The organism is Haloferax massiliensis (genome assembly GCF_001368915.1).
GTDB classification, from domain to species: domain Archaea; phylum Halobacteriota; class Halobacteria; order Halobacteriales; family Haloferacaceae; genus Haloferax; species Haloferax massiliensis.
Genome location: NZ_CSTE01000005.1, coordinates 134,220 through 149,980 on the forward strand (window position 1 = coordinate 134,220; position 15,761 = coordinate 149,980).

General features: G+C 68.0%; 12 protein-coding genes. 6 read left to right on the top strand and 6 right to left on the bottom strand.

Annotation, left to right across the window (positions count from 1 at the left end; genetic code table 11):
- Positions 1-90: 90 nt before the first annotated feature.
- Complete coding sequence (locus BN996_RS16835) at positions 91-1,563, bottom strand: hypothetical protein (RefSeq protein ID WP_089780995.1); 1,473 nt, start codon at positions 1,561-1,563, stop codon at positions 91-93.
- Positions 1,564-1,702: 139 nt separating this feature from the next.
- Between BN996_RS16835 and BN996_RS16840 the strand changes: the two genes are divergently transcribed.
- The 4 genes from BN996_RS16840 (at position 1,703) to BN996_RS16855 (ending at position 6,809) form a co-directional block, all read left to right on the top strand.
- The gene (locus tag BN996_RS16840; protein ID WP_089780996.1) at positions 1,703-3,052 is read left to right on the top strand and encodes an aryl-sulfate sulfotransferase; all 1,350 of its coding nucleotides are present in this window, start codon (positions 1,703-1,705) and stop codon (positions 3,050-3,052) included.
- 11 nt (positions 3,053-3,063) lie between these two features.
- Positions 3,064-4,767: an ArnT family glycosyltransferase gene (locus BN996_RS16845; protein WP_089780998.1), complete on the top strand. Its 1,704-nt coding sequence runs from the start codon at positions 3,064-3,066 to the stop codon at positions 4,765-4,767.
- A gap of 28 nt (positions 4,768-4,795) precedes the next feature.
- The gene (locus BN996_RS16850) at positions 4,796-6,130 is read left to right on the top strand and encodes a phosphohexomutase domain-containing protein (protein WP_089781000.1); all 1,335 of its coding nucleotides are present in this window, start codon (positions 4,796-4,798) and stop codon (positions 6,128-6,130) included.
- 82 nt (positions 6,131-6,212) lie between these two features.
- Complete coding sequence (locus BN996_RS16855; protein WP_226908790.1) at positions 6,213-6,809, top strand: SprT-like domain-containing protein; 597 nt, start codon at positions 6,213-6,215, stop codon at positions 6,807-6,809.
- Positions 6,810-6,842: 33 nt separating this feature from the next.
- On the opposite strand, the gene BN996_RS16860 is transcribed toward BN996_RS16855, so the two are convergent.
- Complete coding sequence (locus BN996_RS16860; protein WP_089781004.1) at positions 6,843-7,037, bottom strand: hypothetical protein; 195 nt, start codon at positions 7,035-7,037, stop codon at positions 6,843-6,845.
- Positions 7,038-7,410: 373 nt separating this feature from the next.
- On the opposite strand from BN996_RS16860, the gene BN996_RS16865 reads away from it, so the two are divergent.
- Positions 7,411-8,100, top strand: coding sequence for a DUF1028 domain-containing protein (locus BN996_RS16865; RefSeq protein ID WP_089781005.1), 690 nt, complete (start codon positions 7,411-7,413; stop codon positions 8,098-8,100).
- A 44-nt stretch (positions 8,101-8,144) separates the two neighbouring features.
- Here BN996_RS16865 and BN996_RS16870 read toward each other — a convergent pair whose 3' ends face one another.
- The 4 genes from BN996_RS16870 to BN996_RS16885 are packed head-to-tail and all read right to left on the bottom strand — an operon-like array spanning position 8,145 to position 13,842.
- Positions 8,145-10,298 carry a dipeptide ABC transporter ATP-binding protein gene (locus BN996_RS16870; RefSeq protein ID WP_089781007.1) on the bottom strand — a complete coding sequence of 718 codons (2,154 nt, stop codon included), beginning with the start codon at positions 10,296-10,298 and terminating at the stop codon, positions 8,145-8,147.
- Positions 10,295-11,194, bottom strand: coding sequence for an ABC transporter permease (locus BN996_RS16875; protein WP_089781009.1), 900 nt, complete (start codon positions 11,192-11,194; stop codon positions 10,295-10,297). The genes BN996_RS16870 and BN996_RS16875 overlap by 4 nt, the downstream gene beginning before the upstream one ends.
- Entirely contained in the window at positions 11,194-12,153 is a 960-nt protein-coding gene (locus BN996_RS16880; RefSeq protein WP_089781011.1) for an ABC transporter permease, read from the bottom strand. Before BN996_RS16880 ends, BN996_RS16875 begins: the two co-directional genes overlap by 1 nt.
- 15 nt (positions 12,154-12,168) lie before the next feature.
- Positions 12,169-13,842 carry an ABC transporter substrate-binding protein gene (locus tag BN996_RS16885; protein WP_089781013.1) on the bottom strand — a complete coding sequence of 558 codons (1,674 nt, stop codon included), beginning with the start codon at positions 13,840-13,842 and terminating at the stop codon, positions 12,169-12,171.
- A 427-nt stretch (positions 13,843-14,269) separates the two neighbouring features.
- Between BN996_RS16885 and BN996_RS16890 the strand changes: the two genes are divergently transcribed.
- A complete protein-coding gene (locus BN996_RS16890; protein ID WP_089781015.1) occupies positions 14,270-15,517 on the top strand; it encodes a Zn-dependent hydrolase in 1,248 nt (415 codons plus the stop codon).
- Positions 15,518-15,761: the final 244 nt, after the last annotated feature.

Consider the following 15,761-nt stretch of genomic DNA (forward strand, 5'->3'; position numbering starts at 1 on the left):
GACCGTCTGGTTAGCCGTGTTGATGACATGTAGGGGAGGGCAGGTAACTGTCTTGGCGTGTGTCGCCGTTATTATCCGGGGACTAAGTAGTCAGACTCCCAGAAAGAGCGGCCACGCGAGCAGGAGAACCCACAGGCAGACGGCCGCCGAAAGCGCGGTTCGACGGGGGGAAGACGACTCGAAGCGACGCTGTCCGACGACGGCGAGCGCCCCGAGCGCGACGAGCACGGCGAACCGATGGAGGACGATTTCGACCGGGACGACCGCGACCTGTATCGACGCGAAGTCGGCGACCAGCCCGACCCCGTAGCCGACGAACGCGACGCCGAACCACAGTTCCGGCCGGTAACCCCGTGGGAGCCGAACTGCGAGGACGACCGGAGCCGCGGCAAACACCGGGTAGAGCAGTCCGGCGACGACTTTCGGGTGGTTGGGGACGACGCTCTCGAAACCGAGCGCGGCCGACCGGACCAAAAGCGGGAGGGCGGCGAGCGCGACGAAGAGCGCGACGCCGCGCTGGAATCGGTAGTCGGCGAGGCGGGACCAGCGGAGGCGCTCGACGACCACGCCCATATCCATCCCGTCGCGTCGGGTGAACAGGGCGGCGAGACCCCCGACACCGACGAAGACGACGGCGAGTATCGAAAGGGCGTTTCCGACGCCAGCCGCCGTCGTCGTCGGGGGACCGAGCGCGGAGGCGGCGGCGTCGCGTTCGGGGTCGGCGCGCGCCGCGGCATCGCCCCGGTCAGTCGCCGATTCGACGGTCGCTGGACGGCGCAGGTCCTCCTTCGGGAGCGTCGAGAGTTGGGGCGGGCCGAGTTCGACGACCGACACCCAGCCGTCGGCGTCGATGATGCCGCCGTTGGCGAACCGCTCGCGGCGAACGTCGACGACGGTCGGCTGCCGCAGCAGGTCGCGCTCGACGACGTGCTGCGGGCCGGCCAGACTGGTCACCGTGTGTCGGAGCCGAAACCAGTCCCAGTAGTCACGGTGGGCCTGAATCGCCGTCCACGAGTCGTCCGGTGCCCCGCCGCCGTACAGGCGGAGGTGGATTCGGCTCCCGAAGTACGTCCCGTCGTGGAGCTGCATCGACTCCGCGATCCACAGCCCGCCCGAGTCTGCGGTGTCGACGAAGGTGAACCGGTCCGCGCCCGTGGCGGCCCCCCACGGGGCGTCAACCTCGTCGGTCGGTGCCTGTTCGGCGGACGCCTGTTGCCACGATTCGTTCGTCTCGTCCCACGTCGCGTCGCGCGAGTAGAGGAGAAGCGAGCGGACCCGCGCGGGGTTCCCCTCGACGACGAGGTTCACCGGGAGCGTCAGCGAGTCGAACGAGCGGTCGCGGCTGGTGAACGGCCAGAGCCTGTCGCCCCGTTCGCCGACGGCGACCAGTCGAACGTCGTCGACGGACTTCGGACCGTTCGGTGCCGACGCCGCCGCGACCGTCGACCCGCCCCCGCGGGCGTCGAAGTCGACGACGCTCGCAGTCGGCACCGCTGTCGTCGCCACAAGGAGGACGAGGCCGAGGACGACGAGGCCCTCGACCGCTCCGAGACGAGACGCCATTGCGTCGTGTTCCCGGCCTCGGAACCCTAATTATTCCGTGCGTAAGGTCCGTTCGGGAACAGGTCGCGGCGGCAGGGCCCGACTCGCCCGCAGTTTAGCACCCCGATAGTAAGACCGTCCACCGACCGAGGGGTATGCAATGGTCAAGCGGACGCATCTGCGAGTCGCCGCGGCAGTCGCCCTCCTCGTCTGCGCGGGCATCGTCGGGGCCGCGTACCTGAGCCGGCCGACCTCGGCGGTGGCGGACGCGACCGGCGAGAGCGCACGGGTCGCGCCCGCGAACGGGACGACGGTCATCGCGACCGATTCGAACACGTGGCTCGGCCGAGAGAGCGACGGGGCGCGAGCGAACGCCGAACTCGTCGCCTTCGGGGCCGACGGAGAGCGGCGCTACTACGACGACTCCCACACCCGTTACTGGGACGTCGACCCCGTCGAGGGGACGAACGCGACGGTCGAGTACCTCTATGCGGACCACCTCACCGCCGACGAGTGCGGCGGCGAGAGCGTGTGTACGCGGAACGGCATCGAGCGCGTGAACCTCACTACCGGCGAGGTCGAAGGGATTTACAGCAGAGTGACCGCCGGGAAGCACTCGACGCGGTGGCACGACGCCGACAGGCTGAGCGATTCGACGTACGTCGTCGCCGACATCGCCGCGGACCGCGTGTTCGTCGTGAACACGACGACGGAACTGGTCGAGTGGTCGTGGGACGCACAGGCGGCGTTCGACCCCGCGACGACCGGCGGGCCGTACCCGTCCGACTGGACGCACCTCAACGACGTCGAGGTGCTCGAAAACGGGCTCGTTCAGGTCAGCCTCCGCAACCACGACAGGGTCGTGTACCTCGACCGCGACACCGGCCTCGTCGAGAACCGGACGCTCGGAGACGGCTCCCACGACGTCCTCTACGAGCAGCACAACCCCGATTACATCGCGAACCCGGACGGCGACGACGCCGTGCTCGTCGCCGACTCCGAGAACAACCGTCTCGTCGAATACCGCGACGACGACGGCGAGTGGGTCCGCTCGTGGGACTGGCAGGACGAACAGCTCCAGTGGCCGCGGGACGCGGACAGGCTCCCGAACGGGCACACGCTCGTGACGGACTCGAACGGGAACCGCGTGTTCGAACTGGACGAGACCGGCGACGTCGTCTGGAGCGTCCCCGTCGCGTTCCCCTACGAGGCCGAACGGCTCGGAACCGGCGACGAGAGCGCCGGCGGCCCGCCCGCGCACGAACTCGACCTCCGGAATCGGACGGCCGGAGGTCCGAGCGCCGGGGCCGGCGGCACGCCCCGGTCGGTTCTCCCGAACCCCGTGGTGAACGCCGTCTACTACGTCCTCCCGCGGTGGATGGGGGTCTCCGAACTGCTGGTCGCCGGCCTCGCGCTCGGAATCGGACTCGCGTGGGCCGTCGCCGAACTGCGGTGGTTACCGTACCGCGTCTCGCTTACGAACCCGGTCTCCCTCCGAAAGCGGAACTGAGAGTCAACGATATGAGTTCAACGACCGACGACACGTCGAACGGTCTCGACCCCGCGGCCCCGAACCGAGAGAACGCGTTCACCGACGGCGTTCCCGGCCTCGGCCGCGAGAGCCACGCGTGGTTCGCCATCGCCATCGTCGCCGGACTCGTCGTCTCGGCGGCGTACGTGACGACCCACGACTACCCGGCCTACGGGTCCGGGCTGTATCTCGAAATCGCGGCGCAGATTCGGGCCGGCGGCTACGCGCTCCCGACTTCGATTCCGTACTACGACGGCGGGATTCCGTTCGCGTACCCGCCGCTCCAGTTCTACGTGGTCGCGTTCCTGACCGACCTCGGCGTCTCGGGGATGACGCTCAGTCTCGTCCTCCCGGCTATCGTGACGGTCCTCTACCTCGTGCCGTACTACGGAACCGCCCTCGAACTCCTCCCGACGCGGCGACAGGCGGGGGTCGCGACGGCGGTTCTCGCGGTCAGCCCCCCGGTCCTGCAGTGGCACCTCTCGGCCGGCGGCATCGTCCGCGCGTCCGCGTTCTTCCTGTCGCTCTGCGGGGTCTACGTCGGGGCGAGGCTGTTCCGCCGCGGCACTCGCCGCCCGCTGTGGGTCGGGTCCGGTATCATCTTTTTCGGGCTGACCGTCCTCTCGCATCCGACGTACACCGTCTTCTTCGGGGTCAGTTGGCTCGTCCTCTACGCGATGCTCGACCGGACGCTCCCCGGTCTCGTCAGCGGAGCTCTCGTGGCGCTGGGCGGCCTCGTCCTCGCCGCGCCGTGGTGGGTCAACGTCGTCTCCGTCCACGGCGTGGGGGCGTTTGCGGGGGCGGCGGGCAGTCACAGCGGCATCGCCGGCGGCGTCAGTCGACTCCTCGACCAGTTCGTCTACCCGCTGGAACCGACCGTCGTCACGGTGTTCTTCCTCGCGAGTTTCGCCGCCGCGGGCGTGCTCGTCTCCCAGCGGAAGTTCACGCTTCCGCTGTGGCTCTTCGTCTGCGCGTACGCCATCGGGAAGGAGCGCTTCCAGTTCGTCGCCGGGGCGATGATGATATCGACGGTGCTGTTCGGCGTCGTCGTACCGCGGCTGACGGACGGCGTTCGGGGGTCGTTCGATAACCGGCAGGTGATGGCCTCGACGCTGGTCGTGGTCCTCGTCGTCGGGACGTGCCTCGGCGGGTTCTACGCCGCGAGCGGCCTCGGTGCAGCACACCACGGCAGTCCGAGCCTCCCCCCGTTCATCGACGCCGACGACCGGGAGGCGATGGAGTGGGCGAGCAACAACACCGACGAGGACGCGTCGTTCGTCGTGCTCTCGGACGCCGCCGAACTGTTCCCCCACTACGCCGAGCGGAGCATCCTCGTGGGACCGTGGGGCGTCGAATGGAAGAGCCCGGACAGGTACTACGACCAGATTTCGGCGTTCAAAACGGCGAGCACCTGCGGGAACGCGACCTGCGTCACCGAGTCGATGGAGTCCGTCGACGCCTCCCCCGACTACCTCTACGTCCCCCGCGGGACGTACACCGTCCGGGGGCTCCAAGAAGACGGGACCGAACGGCTCCGCAGGTCGCTCGCCGACAGTCACCGATACGAGCGAGTCTACGGAAACGACGGGGTCGTGGTGTACGCGGTCGAGCCGAGCGACACCGACAGTCCGACCGCCGAAACGGCCGGTTTGTCAGACGCTAAGCGCCGTCGACCGGGATTATCCGGCCGATAGTAAACACCCCTCGGGGAGAGCGTGAGGTATGTTCGCACCATCACGAATCCGCGGCTCGTACGGGACCCACGTGACCGCGAAACTCGCCCTCAAGGCCGGTCGCGCCCTCGCGGGGACGGGCGACGAAATCGTCGTGGGCCACGACCCGAGCGACAGCGCTCGGCTCCTCGCGGACGCCGTCGCACTCGGGGTCTGTGAGTGCGGTGGCACCGTCCATCGACTCGGCCCGGTTGCGAGTCCGACCGTCTCCCACGGCGTGAGGCGACTCGGCGGCGACGCCGGCGTGGCGGTGACGACCGTCAGCGACCCCGACGACGACACCGCGCTGAAACTGTTCGACGACGACGGCTCGCGCCTCTCGTGGGAGCGACAGAGCAGGGTCGTCCGCCGGGTCAACGGCTCGTCCGCCGAAGTCGCCTCGTGGGACGAAATCGGGGCGGAGCGTCGCTGGGACGACGCCACGACGCGTCATCTCGACCATCTCTGCGACTCTCGACCGTCGTTTTCCGACACGCGCGCCGTGGTCGCCGTCGGCGAGCGGGGCGACGGCATCGTGGCCGAGGCGCTCGAACGCCTCGGCTGCGACGTCGAGCGCCTCACTGACGCCGCGGACGACTCGTTCCCGCGACGCCGAGTGGCCGACGGCGACGACGTCTGCCGGACGCTCCGGCGGACCGTCGCGACCACGGACGCCGATATCGGTCTCGCCCACGACGCCGACGCCGACCGCCTCGTCGCCGTCGACGAGACCGGCGAGGTCGTCGGCGGGGACACGCTCTTGGGGCTGTTCGCGCGGGAAGCGGTCCGCGATGCCGACGGCGACGCGCGCGTCGCCGTCCCGCTGGAGGCGAGTCGACGCATCGAGGAGGTCGTCTCCGACGCGGGCGGGAGCATCGTGCGAGTCGAGATGGACGGAATCCCGGGGTCCGGACCGGCGTCGAGCGCGGACGTCGTCTTCGGCGGCGAGCCGAGCGGCGTCTATCAGTGGCCGGACGAGTCGCCCTGCCCGGACGCGGCGCTGTCGGCGGTTCGGCTCGCGCGCCTCGTCGACGAGGGAGCGCCGCTCTCCGAACAGGCGGGCGACGTCGCGGCGTACCCGCTGTTTTTCGACTCGGTCGCGGTCGACAACTGCGCCCGCGAGATGACGCGGCTCGCGACCGAGAGCCAAGCGCGGTTCGACGACGTTCGAACCGACGACGGCATCTTCGTCGAACGAGACGACGCGTGGTTCGTCGTCAGGGCGAGCCGAACCGAGCGCGTCCTTCGCGTGACCGTCGAAGGAACGTCCCGAAACAGTGCGAAACAGTTGTTCGAAGCGGTGTGGGCGCTCGTGGCCGACGAGCGAGCGACGCTCGTCGCCTGACCGCGCCCGGCCGGCGCATCGGCGAGCGCCGCGGGCGAGCAAAACACACATGCCGGCGCGCTCCGAATCGCGGCTCGAAATCGTGGGACACGAAGACGGGAGCCAAAGCGCGTACGACGCGGTCGAGACCGGCGACGAGCTGGTGAGCTGGTCGCGGGCGTACTGCCGCCGCGCGGCGAGCGACTACGACTTCAGCGTGGACCTACACCGCGTCGAGTGGGAAGTGTCCACCCGCGCGAAGCGCCGAGCGGCCGCGGTGAAAACCCCGACCGTCGACGACGCCGCGGTCGGCGAACCCAAGCAGTGGGAGAGCACGTCGGCGCGCGCGGACCGACTCGGCGGCGCGCCGACGTGTACCATGTCGCTGTCGTGGCGGGCGTTCGAGTCGTTCGACCGCGCGGAGTGGTCGGCGACGCTCCGACACGAACTCGTCCACGTCGAGCAGTTTCAGGCGTTCGGCGCGACCGACCACGGGCCGGCGTTCAAGCGCCGCGCCGAGGCGGTCGACGCGCCGGTTCGCGTCCGCCGGTTCGCGGAGCCGAAGTACACCCTCACCTGCGAGGACTGCAGCGCGGACGTGGCCTACCGCTACCGCGAGTGCAAACTGGTTCGCAGGTCGTCGGCCTATCGCTCCGCATGCTGCGATGCGCCGCTGGACTGTCGAAAACGAGAGGGATAGCGGGCGAACGCGAGCGCCCGCCGCCCGGAGCGACTACCGACTCGGCGGGTGCGCCCGCGCCTCCCGAATCGCCACGAAAGCGATGACGAGGACGAACACGAGCGCCAAGAAGAACTCGATGCCGGGAACGGTCCCGGAGACGGCCCAGACGTACGCGTCCTCCGCGCCGAGGATGACGAACAGTCCGACGAGAATCGCCACGCCGGTTCGACCGATGCCGAGTCTCATACCCCGATTTTACCGCCGCGACGACATAAGCGTTGGAGGCGGCTGTCGTCGCGTGAGACGCGGCGGTATTGCTCGCTACCACGAATACTACACCGACGGAGACCGCCGACCGAGTTAGATTGTGGTCTCGTACTTCCTCAGAGAGGAGAATGAAATCATTCACGCCCGATTCGAAAAGATCCGAAGAAGATACTCAGTCAAATAAGAGAGATGGGCAGACAATAATGTCTATTTTTTGCACTACTATTGGGATATTTGGAGTGGGAATCGGACGCGAAACACGCGCGTCGAGACACCGCGCCACGTTCACGCCACGCCCCCCGAGAGGGGAGTATTTATCACGCGAGCGCGACCCAAACCCAGTATCGAACCCATGCGACACGTCCCAGGAACCTTCTCGATAGCGGCGCGCGACCCCGAGGCGAACGTCTACGGCGCGGCGGTGACGACCGGCACCGTCGCCGTCGGCGCGACCTGTCCCTACGTGAGCGCCGGCGGCGCGGCGGTCACGCAGTCGTACACGAAGCCCGAACACGGCCGCGACGCGGTCGCCCGCGCCGAAGGCGGCGAGCGCATCGACGACGCCTTCGAGGCGCTCCTCGCCGCCGACGACCACGCCGCCTACCGGCAGGTCCACGGCGTCGGCGCGGGCGGCGAGTTCGCCTTCACCGGCGACGAGTGCGTCTCGTGGGCCGGCCACCGCGTCGGCGACGACTACACCGTCGCGGGCAACATGCTCGCCGGCGAGGCGGTCGTCGAGGCGACCGCCGAAGCCTACGAATCCGCCGACGGCGACATGGCCGAGCGACTCGTCTCGGCGCTCGAAGCCGGCGAGGCGGCGGGCGGCGACGACCGCGGCGAGCTGAGCGCCGCGCTGCTCGTCCACGCGCCGACGCCGGAGTTCTACCACAACCTCCGGGTCGACCTCTCCGCCGAACCGGTGGCCGACCTGCGCGACCTGCTCGCGGAGGCGCGGCGCGCGAAAGACCAGATTCGCCGCGAGACGGACGCGCAGTTCGGCGACTACCCCGACGAGATTCTCGACTTCGGCGTCAAGTACTGACCCGACTTCGCGTCAAATACTGAAAAGAGGCCGCGCGGGCGGCGTCAGTCCGAGTCGGCCGGACTGGTCTCCGCGCGCTTCGACGGCGTGATAAACGAGTCGCGCTGGCTCATCTCCTCATCCGATAGGTGACAGGAGATGTAGTGGTCGCCGCCGTCGACCGCTTCGAGTTCCGGGAGGTCCCGCTCGCAGACGTCGCCGATTTTCTTCGGGCAGCGCGTCTGGAACGGACAGCCCGACGGCGGGTTGATGGGGCTCGGAACGCTCCCTTCGAGGAGGATGCGGTCCGTCTCGCGGTCCGGGTTCGCGTGGGGGACCGCGGACAGGAGGCTCTCCGTGTAGGGGTGGAACGGCGGCGAGAACACCTGTTCGATGCTCCCGAACTCCGCTATCTTCCCGAGGTACATCACGGCCACGCGGTCGCAGATGTGCCGGATGACGCCGATGTTGTGCGAGATGAACAGGAACGAGATGTTCTCGTCGTCCTGAATCTCGTTCAGGAGGTTGAGAATCTGCGCCTGCACGCTCACGTCGAGCGCCGACACGGGCTCGTCGCAGACGATGAGCTTCGGTTCGACCGCGAGCGCGTGCGCGATGGCGACGCGCTGTTGTTGGCCGCCGGAGAACTCGTGGGGGTACTTGCTCGCGGCGGCCCGCGAGAGGCCGACGCGTTCGAGCAGGTCGCCCACGCGTTCGCGCTTTTCCTCGCCGGTGGCGATGCCGTGTTTCTCCATCGCGCGACCGACGATTTGGCCGACGGTCTTCCGCGGGTTGAGCGAGCTCTGGGGGTCCTGGAAGATCATCTGCATCTCGCGGCGCAGACTCCGAATCTCCGAGGAGCCGAGCTCGTGGAGCGGCTGGCCCTCGAAGTACACCTCGCCGTCGGTCGGTTCGAGGAGGCGGAGCGCGGTGCGAGCGACCGTGGACTTCCCGCAGCCGGACTCGCCGACGAGCCCGACGGTCTCGCCGGGGTAGACGTCGAAGCTCACGTCGTCGACGGCCTTGACGTGCCGCCGCTCGACGGTCGGCAGGCCGCCGCCCTCCCACGAGAGGTGGACGTTGCCGAAGACGCCCTCGCCGGCGTCGAAGTACTTCTTCAGGTTCCGCACCTCGAACAGCGGCTCGCCGGTGCGGTCGATGTCGCGGCGGCCGGTCCCCGCTTCGGGGACCGTGCTCTCCGAGAGGTCGAGGTCGTCGGCGTGGAGACACGCCGCGCGAGAGGAGTCGTCGCCGACGGCGTCGAGCGACGGGTCGCCGCCGGTCCGGCACGCTTCGGTGGCGTGGGGACACCGCGGCGCGAAGTTACAACCGCTCGGGAGGTTCCCGAGGTCGGGCATCGCGCCGTCGAGCGTCGGCAGTTCGTCGTAGTCGGTGTCGACCTCCGGGATGGAGTCGATGAGCGCGCGGGTGTAGGGGTGTCGCGGGCGGTCGAACAGGTCGCCGAGTTCGGCCGTCTCCACGAGGTTCCCCGCGTACATCACGCCGACGTGGTCGCACGTCTGGGCGACGACGCCGAGGTTGTGGGTGATCATCAGCACGGCCGTCCCCTCGCGCTCCTGCATCTCGTTGAGCAGGTCGAGAATCTTCGCCTGCGTCGTCACGTCGAGCGCGGTGGTCGGCTCGTCGGCGATGATGAGGTCCGGCTCGCAGGAGAAGCCGATGGCGACGAGGACGCGCTGGCGCATCCCCCCGGAGAACTCGTGGGGGTAGTCGTCGACGCGCTCTTCGGCGTCGGGGATACCGACGTCGTCCATCGATTCGACGGCGAGCCGGCGTGCCTCTGACTTGGAGACGTCCTGGTGGCGGCGAATCGTCTCCGTGATTTGCTCGCCGACGGTCATCACCGGGTTGAGCGACGACATCGGGTCCTGCGGAATCATGGCGATGCGGTTGCCGCGGATGTCGCGCATCTCGGCGTCAGTCTTCTGCAGGAGATCTTCCCCATCGAAGACGACCTGCCCGCCGGTAATCTCGCCGGGCGAGTCGATGAGGCGCATGAGCGACCGCGCCGTCACGGACTTGCCCGCGCCCGACTCGCCGACGAGACCCATCGTCTCGCCGCGGTCGAGTGAGAACGACACCTCGTTTGAGGCGACGACGGGGCCGCCCTCGGTGCGGAACTCGGTTCTGAGTCCGCGCACGTCGAGCAGCGGGCCGTCGTCGGCCTCGCCGTCGGTCGCGGTGCTGGGAGCGCTCATTCTATCGCCTCCACTTTGGGGTCGAGCACGTCACGCAGTCCGTCGCCGAGCATGTTGAACCCGACGACGGCGATGCCGATAGCCAGCGCGGGGAACAGCAACATCCACGGCGCGGTCTCCATGAAGCCGCGACCGGTGTTAATCATCAGCCCCCACGACGGCCGCGGGGGTTGCGCGCCGAGACCGAGGAACGACAGGCTCGCCTCCGCGAGGATGGCAAAGGAGACGTTCAGCGACCCCTGCACCAGCATGGGTGCCATGCAGTTCGGGAACACCTCGCTGAAGACGATGCGCGAGTCGCTCTCGCCGCGGGCGACGGCGGCCTCGACGTACGCCTCGTTGCGTTCGGCCAGCGCCGCGCTCCGCGAGACGCGGGCGATGTAGGGCGTGTAGACGAACGCCAGCGCGATGATGACGTTGCTCAAGTCCGGGCCGAGGACGACGAGGAGCGTGAGCGCGAGCAACACCGGCGGGAACGCCATCGCGGCGTCCATGACGCGCATCAGTATCTCGTCGGTCAGGCCACCGGCGTAACCGGCGACGACGCCGATGACCGCCCCGACGGCGAGCGCGCCGGAGATAGCGCCGAAGCCGACGTACAGCGAGATGCGGCTCCCCATGACGACGCGGCTGAAGATGTCGCGGCCGAGGTCGTCGGTGCCGAACGGGTGTTCGACCGACGGGGCCTGCGAGCGGTCTTCGATGTTCGTCTGCTCGATGGGGTACGGCGCGATGAGCGGCGCGAAGACGGCGACGAGCACGAGCATCACCACGATGGAAAAGCCGAGCATCGCCTTCGTGTTACTGCGGAACTTCCGGACGAACCGGGCGATACGGTCGCGCTGTGACTGCGTGATGGTGAACCGACCGCGGTCGGTCTCCTGTTCGGTCGCCATCAGTCGTCACCTCCGTAGCGGATACGGGGGTCGAAGTACGCGTACAGCAGGTCTGCGGCGAAGTTCGAGAACATGTAGATGAGTGCGACCACGAGGATGCACCCCTGAATCAGGGGGATGTCGCGGCTCTGAATCGCGGTCAGCGTCAACCGACCGATGCCGGGCCAGAAGAACACCTCTTCGAGCACGACGACCCCGCCGAACGCGTAGCTGAACTGGAACGCGATGACCGTGATGACGGGGATGATTGCGTTCTTGAGCGCGTGCCTGAGGACGATGACCCGTTGGCTCATCCCCTTCGCACGCGCGAGATTGATGTACTCCTCGCTGAGCACCTCCAGCATCGACGACCGGGTCATCCGCATGATGTAGGCGGTGAGCGCGAAGCCCATCGCCCCCGCGGGGAGGGCGAGTCGCGTGAGCGACCCGACGAGGTCCTCGCTCGGGGAGACGTACCCCCCGGTCGGAAAGAGGTTCAGCCAGACGGCGAACACCAAAATGAACACCAGCCCCCACAGGAAGATGGGCATCGAGATGCCGACGAAAGCGAACATCGAGGCGCTCACGTCGGGCGCTTCGTTCTGGTTGACGGCGGCGTAGACGCCGAGCGGAACCGACAGCACGACGGCGACGAGCGTCGCGGCGACCGCGAGCATCATCGACCGCGGCAGGCGCTCGGCGATGAGTTGCGCCACGGGCTCGCCGAATCGGAGCGATTCGCCCATGTTCCCCTGGAGGAGCCCGACGACCCAGTCGATGTACTGCACGTACAGCGGGCGGTTGAGTCCCAGTTGGGTTTGGAGCGCTTCGAGCGATTGTTCGGTCGCGTTGGGGCCCAAGATGAGCAGGGCCACGTCACCGGGCAGGATGTTGGTGACGGCGAAGGCGATGAGCGTGACGAAAAACAGCGTCACCGCCATGAACCCGACGCGCCGAACGACGTAGTTGTACATCGACATTGTGTGGAATCCCTGTTAGCGGTCGAGCCAGTTGTCGCCGAACTGCAGCGTCGATCCGTCGGGCGCGCCGATGTCGCCTTTGTACTGCGAGGCGGCTCCGTAGAGGCTCGGCTGCCACCACAGGAAGAGGTGGCCGGCGCGGTCCTCGTGGAGAATCTCCGTCGCCTGGTGGTAGAGTTCGGCGCGCTCCTGTTCGTCGTAGATGGTCCTCGCCTCCTCGACGAGCGCGTTGTAGTCCTCGTTCACCCAGTTGGTGAAGAAGAACGCCCCGTTGGGGTGCAGGAACTTGTAGAACGACACGTCGGGGTACCAGAGCGCGAGGTAGGAGCTCGTCGTCGCCTGGAAGTCGCGGTTGGAGTAGACGTCAGAGAGCCACGTGCTCCACGTGATCTGCTGGATTTCGAGGTTGATGCCGACCTCGGCGGCGTCGGCGGCGATGACCTCCGCGGCCTGCACCTGCGTCGGGTAGGACTGCGGAATCTTGAACGTCGCCGTGAAGCCGTCGGACATGCCGGCGGCGTCGAGGTGCTCCTGTGCCTTGTCGAGGTCGCGTGGGCGAGGTTCGATGTCCGGGTTGACCCACGGGCTGCCGGGCGTCGCCGGGGACGCGGTGGTCTGACCGGTGCCGTAGAGGGCCGCCTCGGCGACCTTCTCCTTGTCGATGGTGTAGTCGAGCGCGAGGCGGGCGTCCCGGTTGTCGAAGGGAGCCACGTCGCAGTTCAGGCCGAGGTAGACGAGCGATTTCGGGAACTGCTTCTCGAATCGAACGTCGGGGGCCTGCTCGACGCGGGAGACGTCCTTCGGCGCGATGCCGTTGATGAAGTCGTACTCGCCGGCGAGGAACGACTGGAGGCGGACGCTCGGGTCCGGAACCTCGCTCTTGACGATGGTGTCGATGAACGGGCCGTCCTCGTCGGACGCGCCCCAGTAGTCCTCGTTGCGCGTCATCGTGAACGAGGTCTCGATCTCCCGGCTCTCGAACTTGTACGGGCCGGTCCCGATGGGTTCTTCGACCATGTCCTTCTCGGCGTTCTCGGCGGGCATGACCGACAGTTCCGCCGTCGCCATCTTGGCGAGGAACGGCGCGAACGGCTCGGTGAGTTGGACTTCGAACGTGTAGTCGTCGGGGGCGCGAAGCTCCTCGACGTAGTCGAAGAAACCGGTGGCGAGGTAGTCGCCGTTCTGGACGCGCTCGTAGCTCGCGAGCACGTCGGCCGAGGTCATCTCCTCGCCGTTGTGGAAGGTGACGCCCTCCCGGAGGTTGAACGTCAGGACCGTGTTGTCGTCGGACTGCTCCATCGACTCCGCGAGGTGCGGCTGGATGGAGTAGTCGTCCTGCAGCGCGACGACTTCCTCGTAGATGTTCTCCAAGACGCGCTTGGAGGCCGCCGAGGTGTCGATGTGCGGGTCGAGACCCTGCACCGGCACCGCGCCGCCCCACTGGAGCGTCCCGCCCTGCTTCCCACCACTTGCCGCGGTCGTGTCGGTGCTCTCCGTGTCGCCGCCTTCGTCCGTGGAGCCCGAACCTTCGGTCGTGCCGTCGTCGGAACCGCCGCCCGTACAGCCGGCGAGCGCCACCGCGCCGGTCGTCGCCGCCGCCCCGAGGAAGGTACGGCGGTCGAAACGACTGCGACGCGTACCGTCGCCGGTGCTATCGGAGGAATCGCTCCCCTTGCCATTCTCTTGCATACAGTCGCTCCAATCCGTTACTGTGTGATAAAAATTGTGGTTGTGTGAGTACAATCCCCATATCGAGACGGAGAAGATGTAATATCAGATACCGTTCCGAGCGCCGAGCGCGAGGGAACTGTAGAATGACCAATTATATCTCGTCGCTGTCCGGGATTACTGCACGGATGTCAACCCGTTCGCCGCAGGCGACGGTCCATACCGACGGCCCGCAGGTCGCTCGCGGCGACCGAACCGTCGCCGGCGCGCGTCCTCGAACGTCGCTAACGTGCGCCCTCGAACGACACGGGCGGTGGGCAAGAGTCCCGGAACCCACATCTAACGCGCTGTACCTACTGATTTCGGGGATTTCTCGGTCGCCAGGTACTGTCACGCATGTGACCGAATTCCAAACAATAAAATAGGGTTAGTCACGAATCCGGGAACCATGCGAGTCAACCAGCAGCGACTCCGCAGTGACATCGAGTCGAACGCGGAGTTCGGGGCCGTCCCGACAGACGAGGGTCGGGGACGGACGGTCCTTGCCGGCAGCGAGGCGGACCGGCGGGCGAGAGAGTTCTTCTGCGAGCGCCTCCGGGACGCCGACCTCTCCATCACCATCGACGAGGTCGGCAACATCGTCGGCCGGTGGGAGCCCGAGAGCGCGGACCCCGACGCGGCCCCGGTCGCGACCGGGAGCCACCTCGATTCGGTCCCCGAGGGCGGCATCTTCGACGGACCGCTCGGCGTGTACGCGGGGCTGGAGAGCGTCCGCGCGATGCAGGACGCCGGCGTCGAACCCGTCCGCCCCGTCGAGGTCGTCAACTTCACCGAGGAGGAGGGCCAGCGGTTCGGCGGCGGCCTCATCGGGTCGGCGGTCGCCGTCGGCGAGCTGAGCGTCGCGGAGGCGCTCGATATCGAGGACGCCGACGGGATTCCGCTCGGCGACGCCCTCGCGGACATCGGCTACCGGGGTGACGGGCGCATCGACGCCGCGGACTGGGACGCGTGGATAGAGCTCCACATCGAGCAGTCCGAGCGCCTCGAAGACGCGGCGGTCCCGGCCGGCGTCGTCACGAGCATCGTCGGCCTCTCGCGCTGTGCCGTCGAAATCACGGGCGAGGCCGACCACGCGGGGTCGACGCTCATGGACGACCGCTCGGACGCGCTCGCCGCCGCCAGCGAGTTCGTCCTCGACGTGGAGCGCGCGACGAACGAGCGGGGCGAGGTCTCGGAGACCGCGGTCGGAACCGTCGGCAAACTGGAGGTCTCGCCGAACGCGCCCAACGTCATCGCCGGAAAGGTCGACCTGACCGTCGACGTCCGCGACGTGGCGTACGACTCCATCGAGTACGTCATCGACGAGGCGGAGGCGAGCCTCGACCGCATCGAGGCCGAGCGCCCGGTCGAGACCGCGCTCTCGCACCCGTGGGACCGCAAGCCCGTCGAGATGAGCGAGCGGTGCCGCGCCGCGCTCCACGACGCCGGGACCGACGCCGACCTCGAAACCCTCGACCTCCACTCCGGGGCCGGCCACGACACTATGCACGTCGCGGCCGTCACCGACGCCGCGCTGCTCTTTGCCCCCTCCCGCGACGGCATCTCCCACAACCCCCGCGAGTGGACCGACTGGGAGGACTGCGCCGACGCGACCCGCGTGCTCGCCGGCGCGCTCGCCGACCTCGCGACCGAGTGACGAAACCGCCCGACTGACGACTGCCGTTCTCGTGTTCGTCCGCCGCTCTGCTGTTTTCTCGGTGAGGTCGAACGACCGCCGCCCGCGTCTCTGCGAGACTCAGTCGAGCGCGGTCGAATCGCTCGCCACACCCGCTCTCGAATCCTCGTGTAGAGCCACTGAAACGCGTGTTTTCTCTCGGGTCGACTCGTATCGACACCCTCGGAACGGCGAATCGTTCGTACAATGAGAACGCAGCGTCTCG

What these genes read in the sequence shown, in the direction of transcription:
- BN996_RS16835 (WP_089780995.1), bottom strand. Translation starts at nt 1,563, where the DNA reads ATGGCGTCTCGTCTCGGAGCGGTCGAGGGCCTCGTCGTCCTCGGCCTC.
- BN996_RS16840 (WP_089780996.1), top strand. Translation starts at nt 1,703, where the DNA reads ATGGTCAAGCGGACGCATCTGCGAGTCGCCGCGGCAGTCGCCCTCCTC.
- BN996_RS16845 (WP_089780998.1), top strand. Translation starts at nt 3,064, where the DNA reads ATGAGTTCAACGACCGACGACACGTCGAACGGTCTCGACCCCGCGGCC.
- BN996_RS16850 (WP_089781000.1), top strand. Translation starts at nt 4,796, where the DNA reads ATGTTCGCACCATCACGAATCCGCGGCTCGTACGGGACCCACGTGACC.
- BN996_RS16860 (WP_089781004.1), bottom strand. Translation starts at nt 7,037, where the DNA reads ATGAGACTCGGCATCGGTCGAACCGGCGTGGCGATTCTCGTCGGACTG.
- BN996_RS16865 (WP_089781005.1), top strand. Translation starts at nt 7,411, where the DNA reads ATGCGACACGTCCCAGGAACCTTCTCGATAGCGGCGCGCGACCCCGAG.
- BN996_RS16870 (WP_089781007.1), bottom strand. Translation starts at nt 10,298, where the DNA reads ATGAGCGCTCCCAGCACCGCGACCGACGGCGAGGCCGACGACGGCCCG.
- BN996_RS16875 (WP_089781009.1), bottom strand. Translation starts at nt 11,194, where the DNA reads ATGGCGACCGAACAGGAGACCGACCGCGGTCGGTTCACCATCACGCAG.
- BN996_RS16880 (WP_089781011.1), bottom strand. Translation starts at nt 12,153, where the DNA reads ATGTCGATGTACAACTACGTCGTTCGGCGCGTCGGGTTCATGGCGGTG.
- BN996_RS16885 (WP_089781013.1), bottom strand. Translation starts at nt 13,842, where the DNA reads ATGCAAGAGAATGGCAAGGGGAGCGATTCCTCCGATAGCACCGGCGAC.
- BN996_RS16890 (WP_089781015.1), top strand. Translation starts at nt 14,270, where the DNA reads ATGCGAGTCAACCAGCAGCGACTCCGCAGTGACATCGAGTCGAACGCG.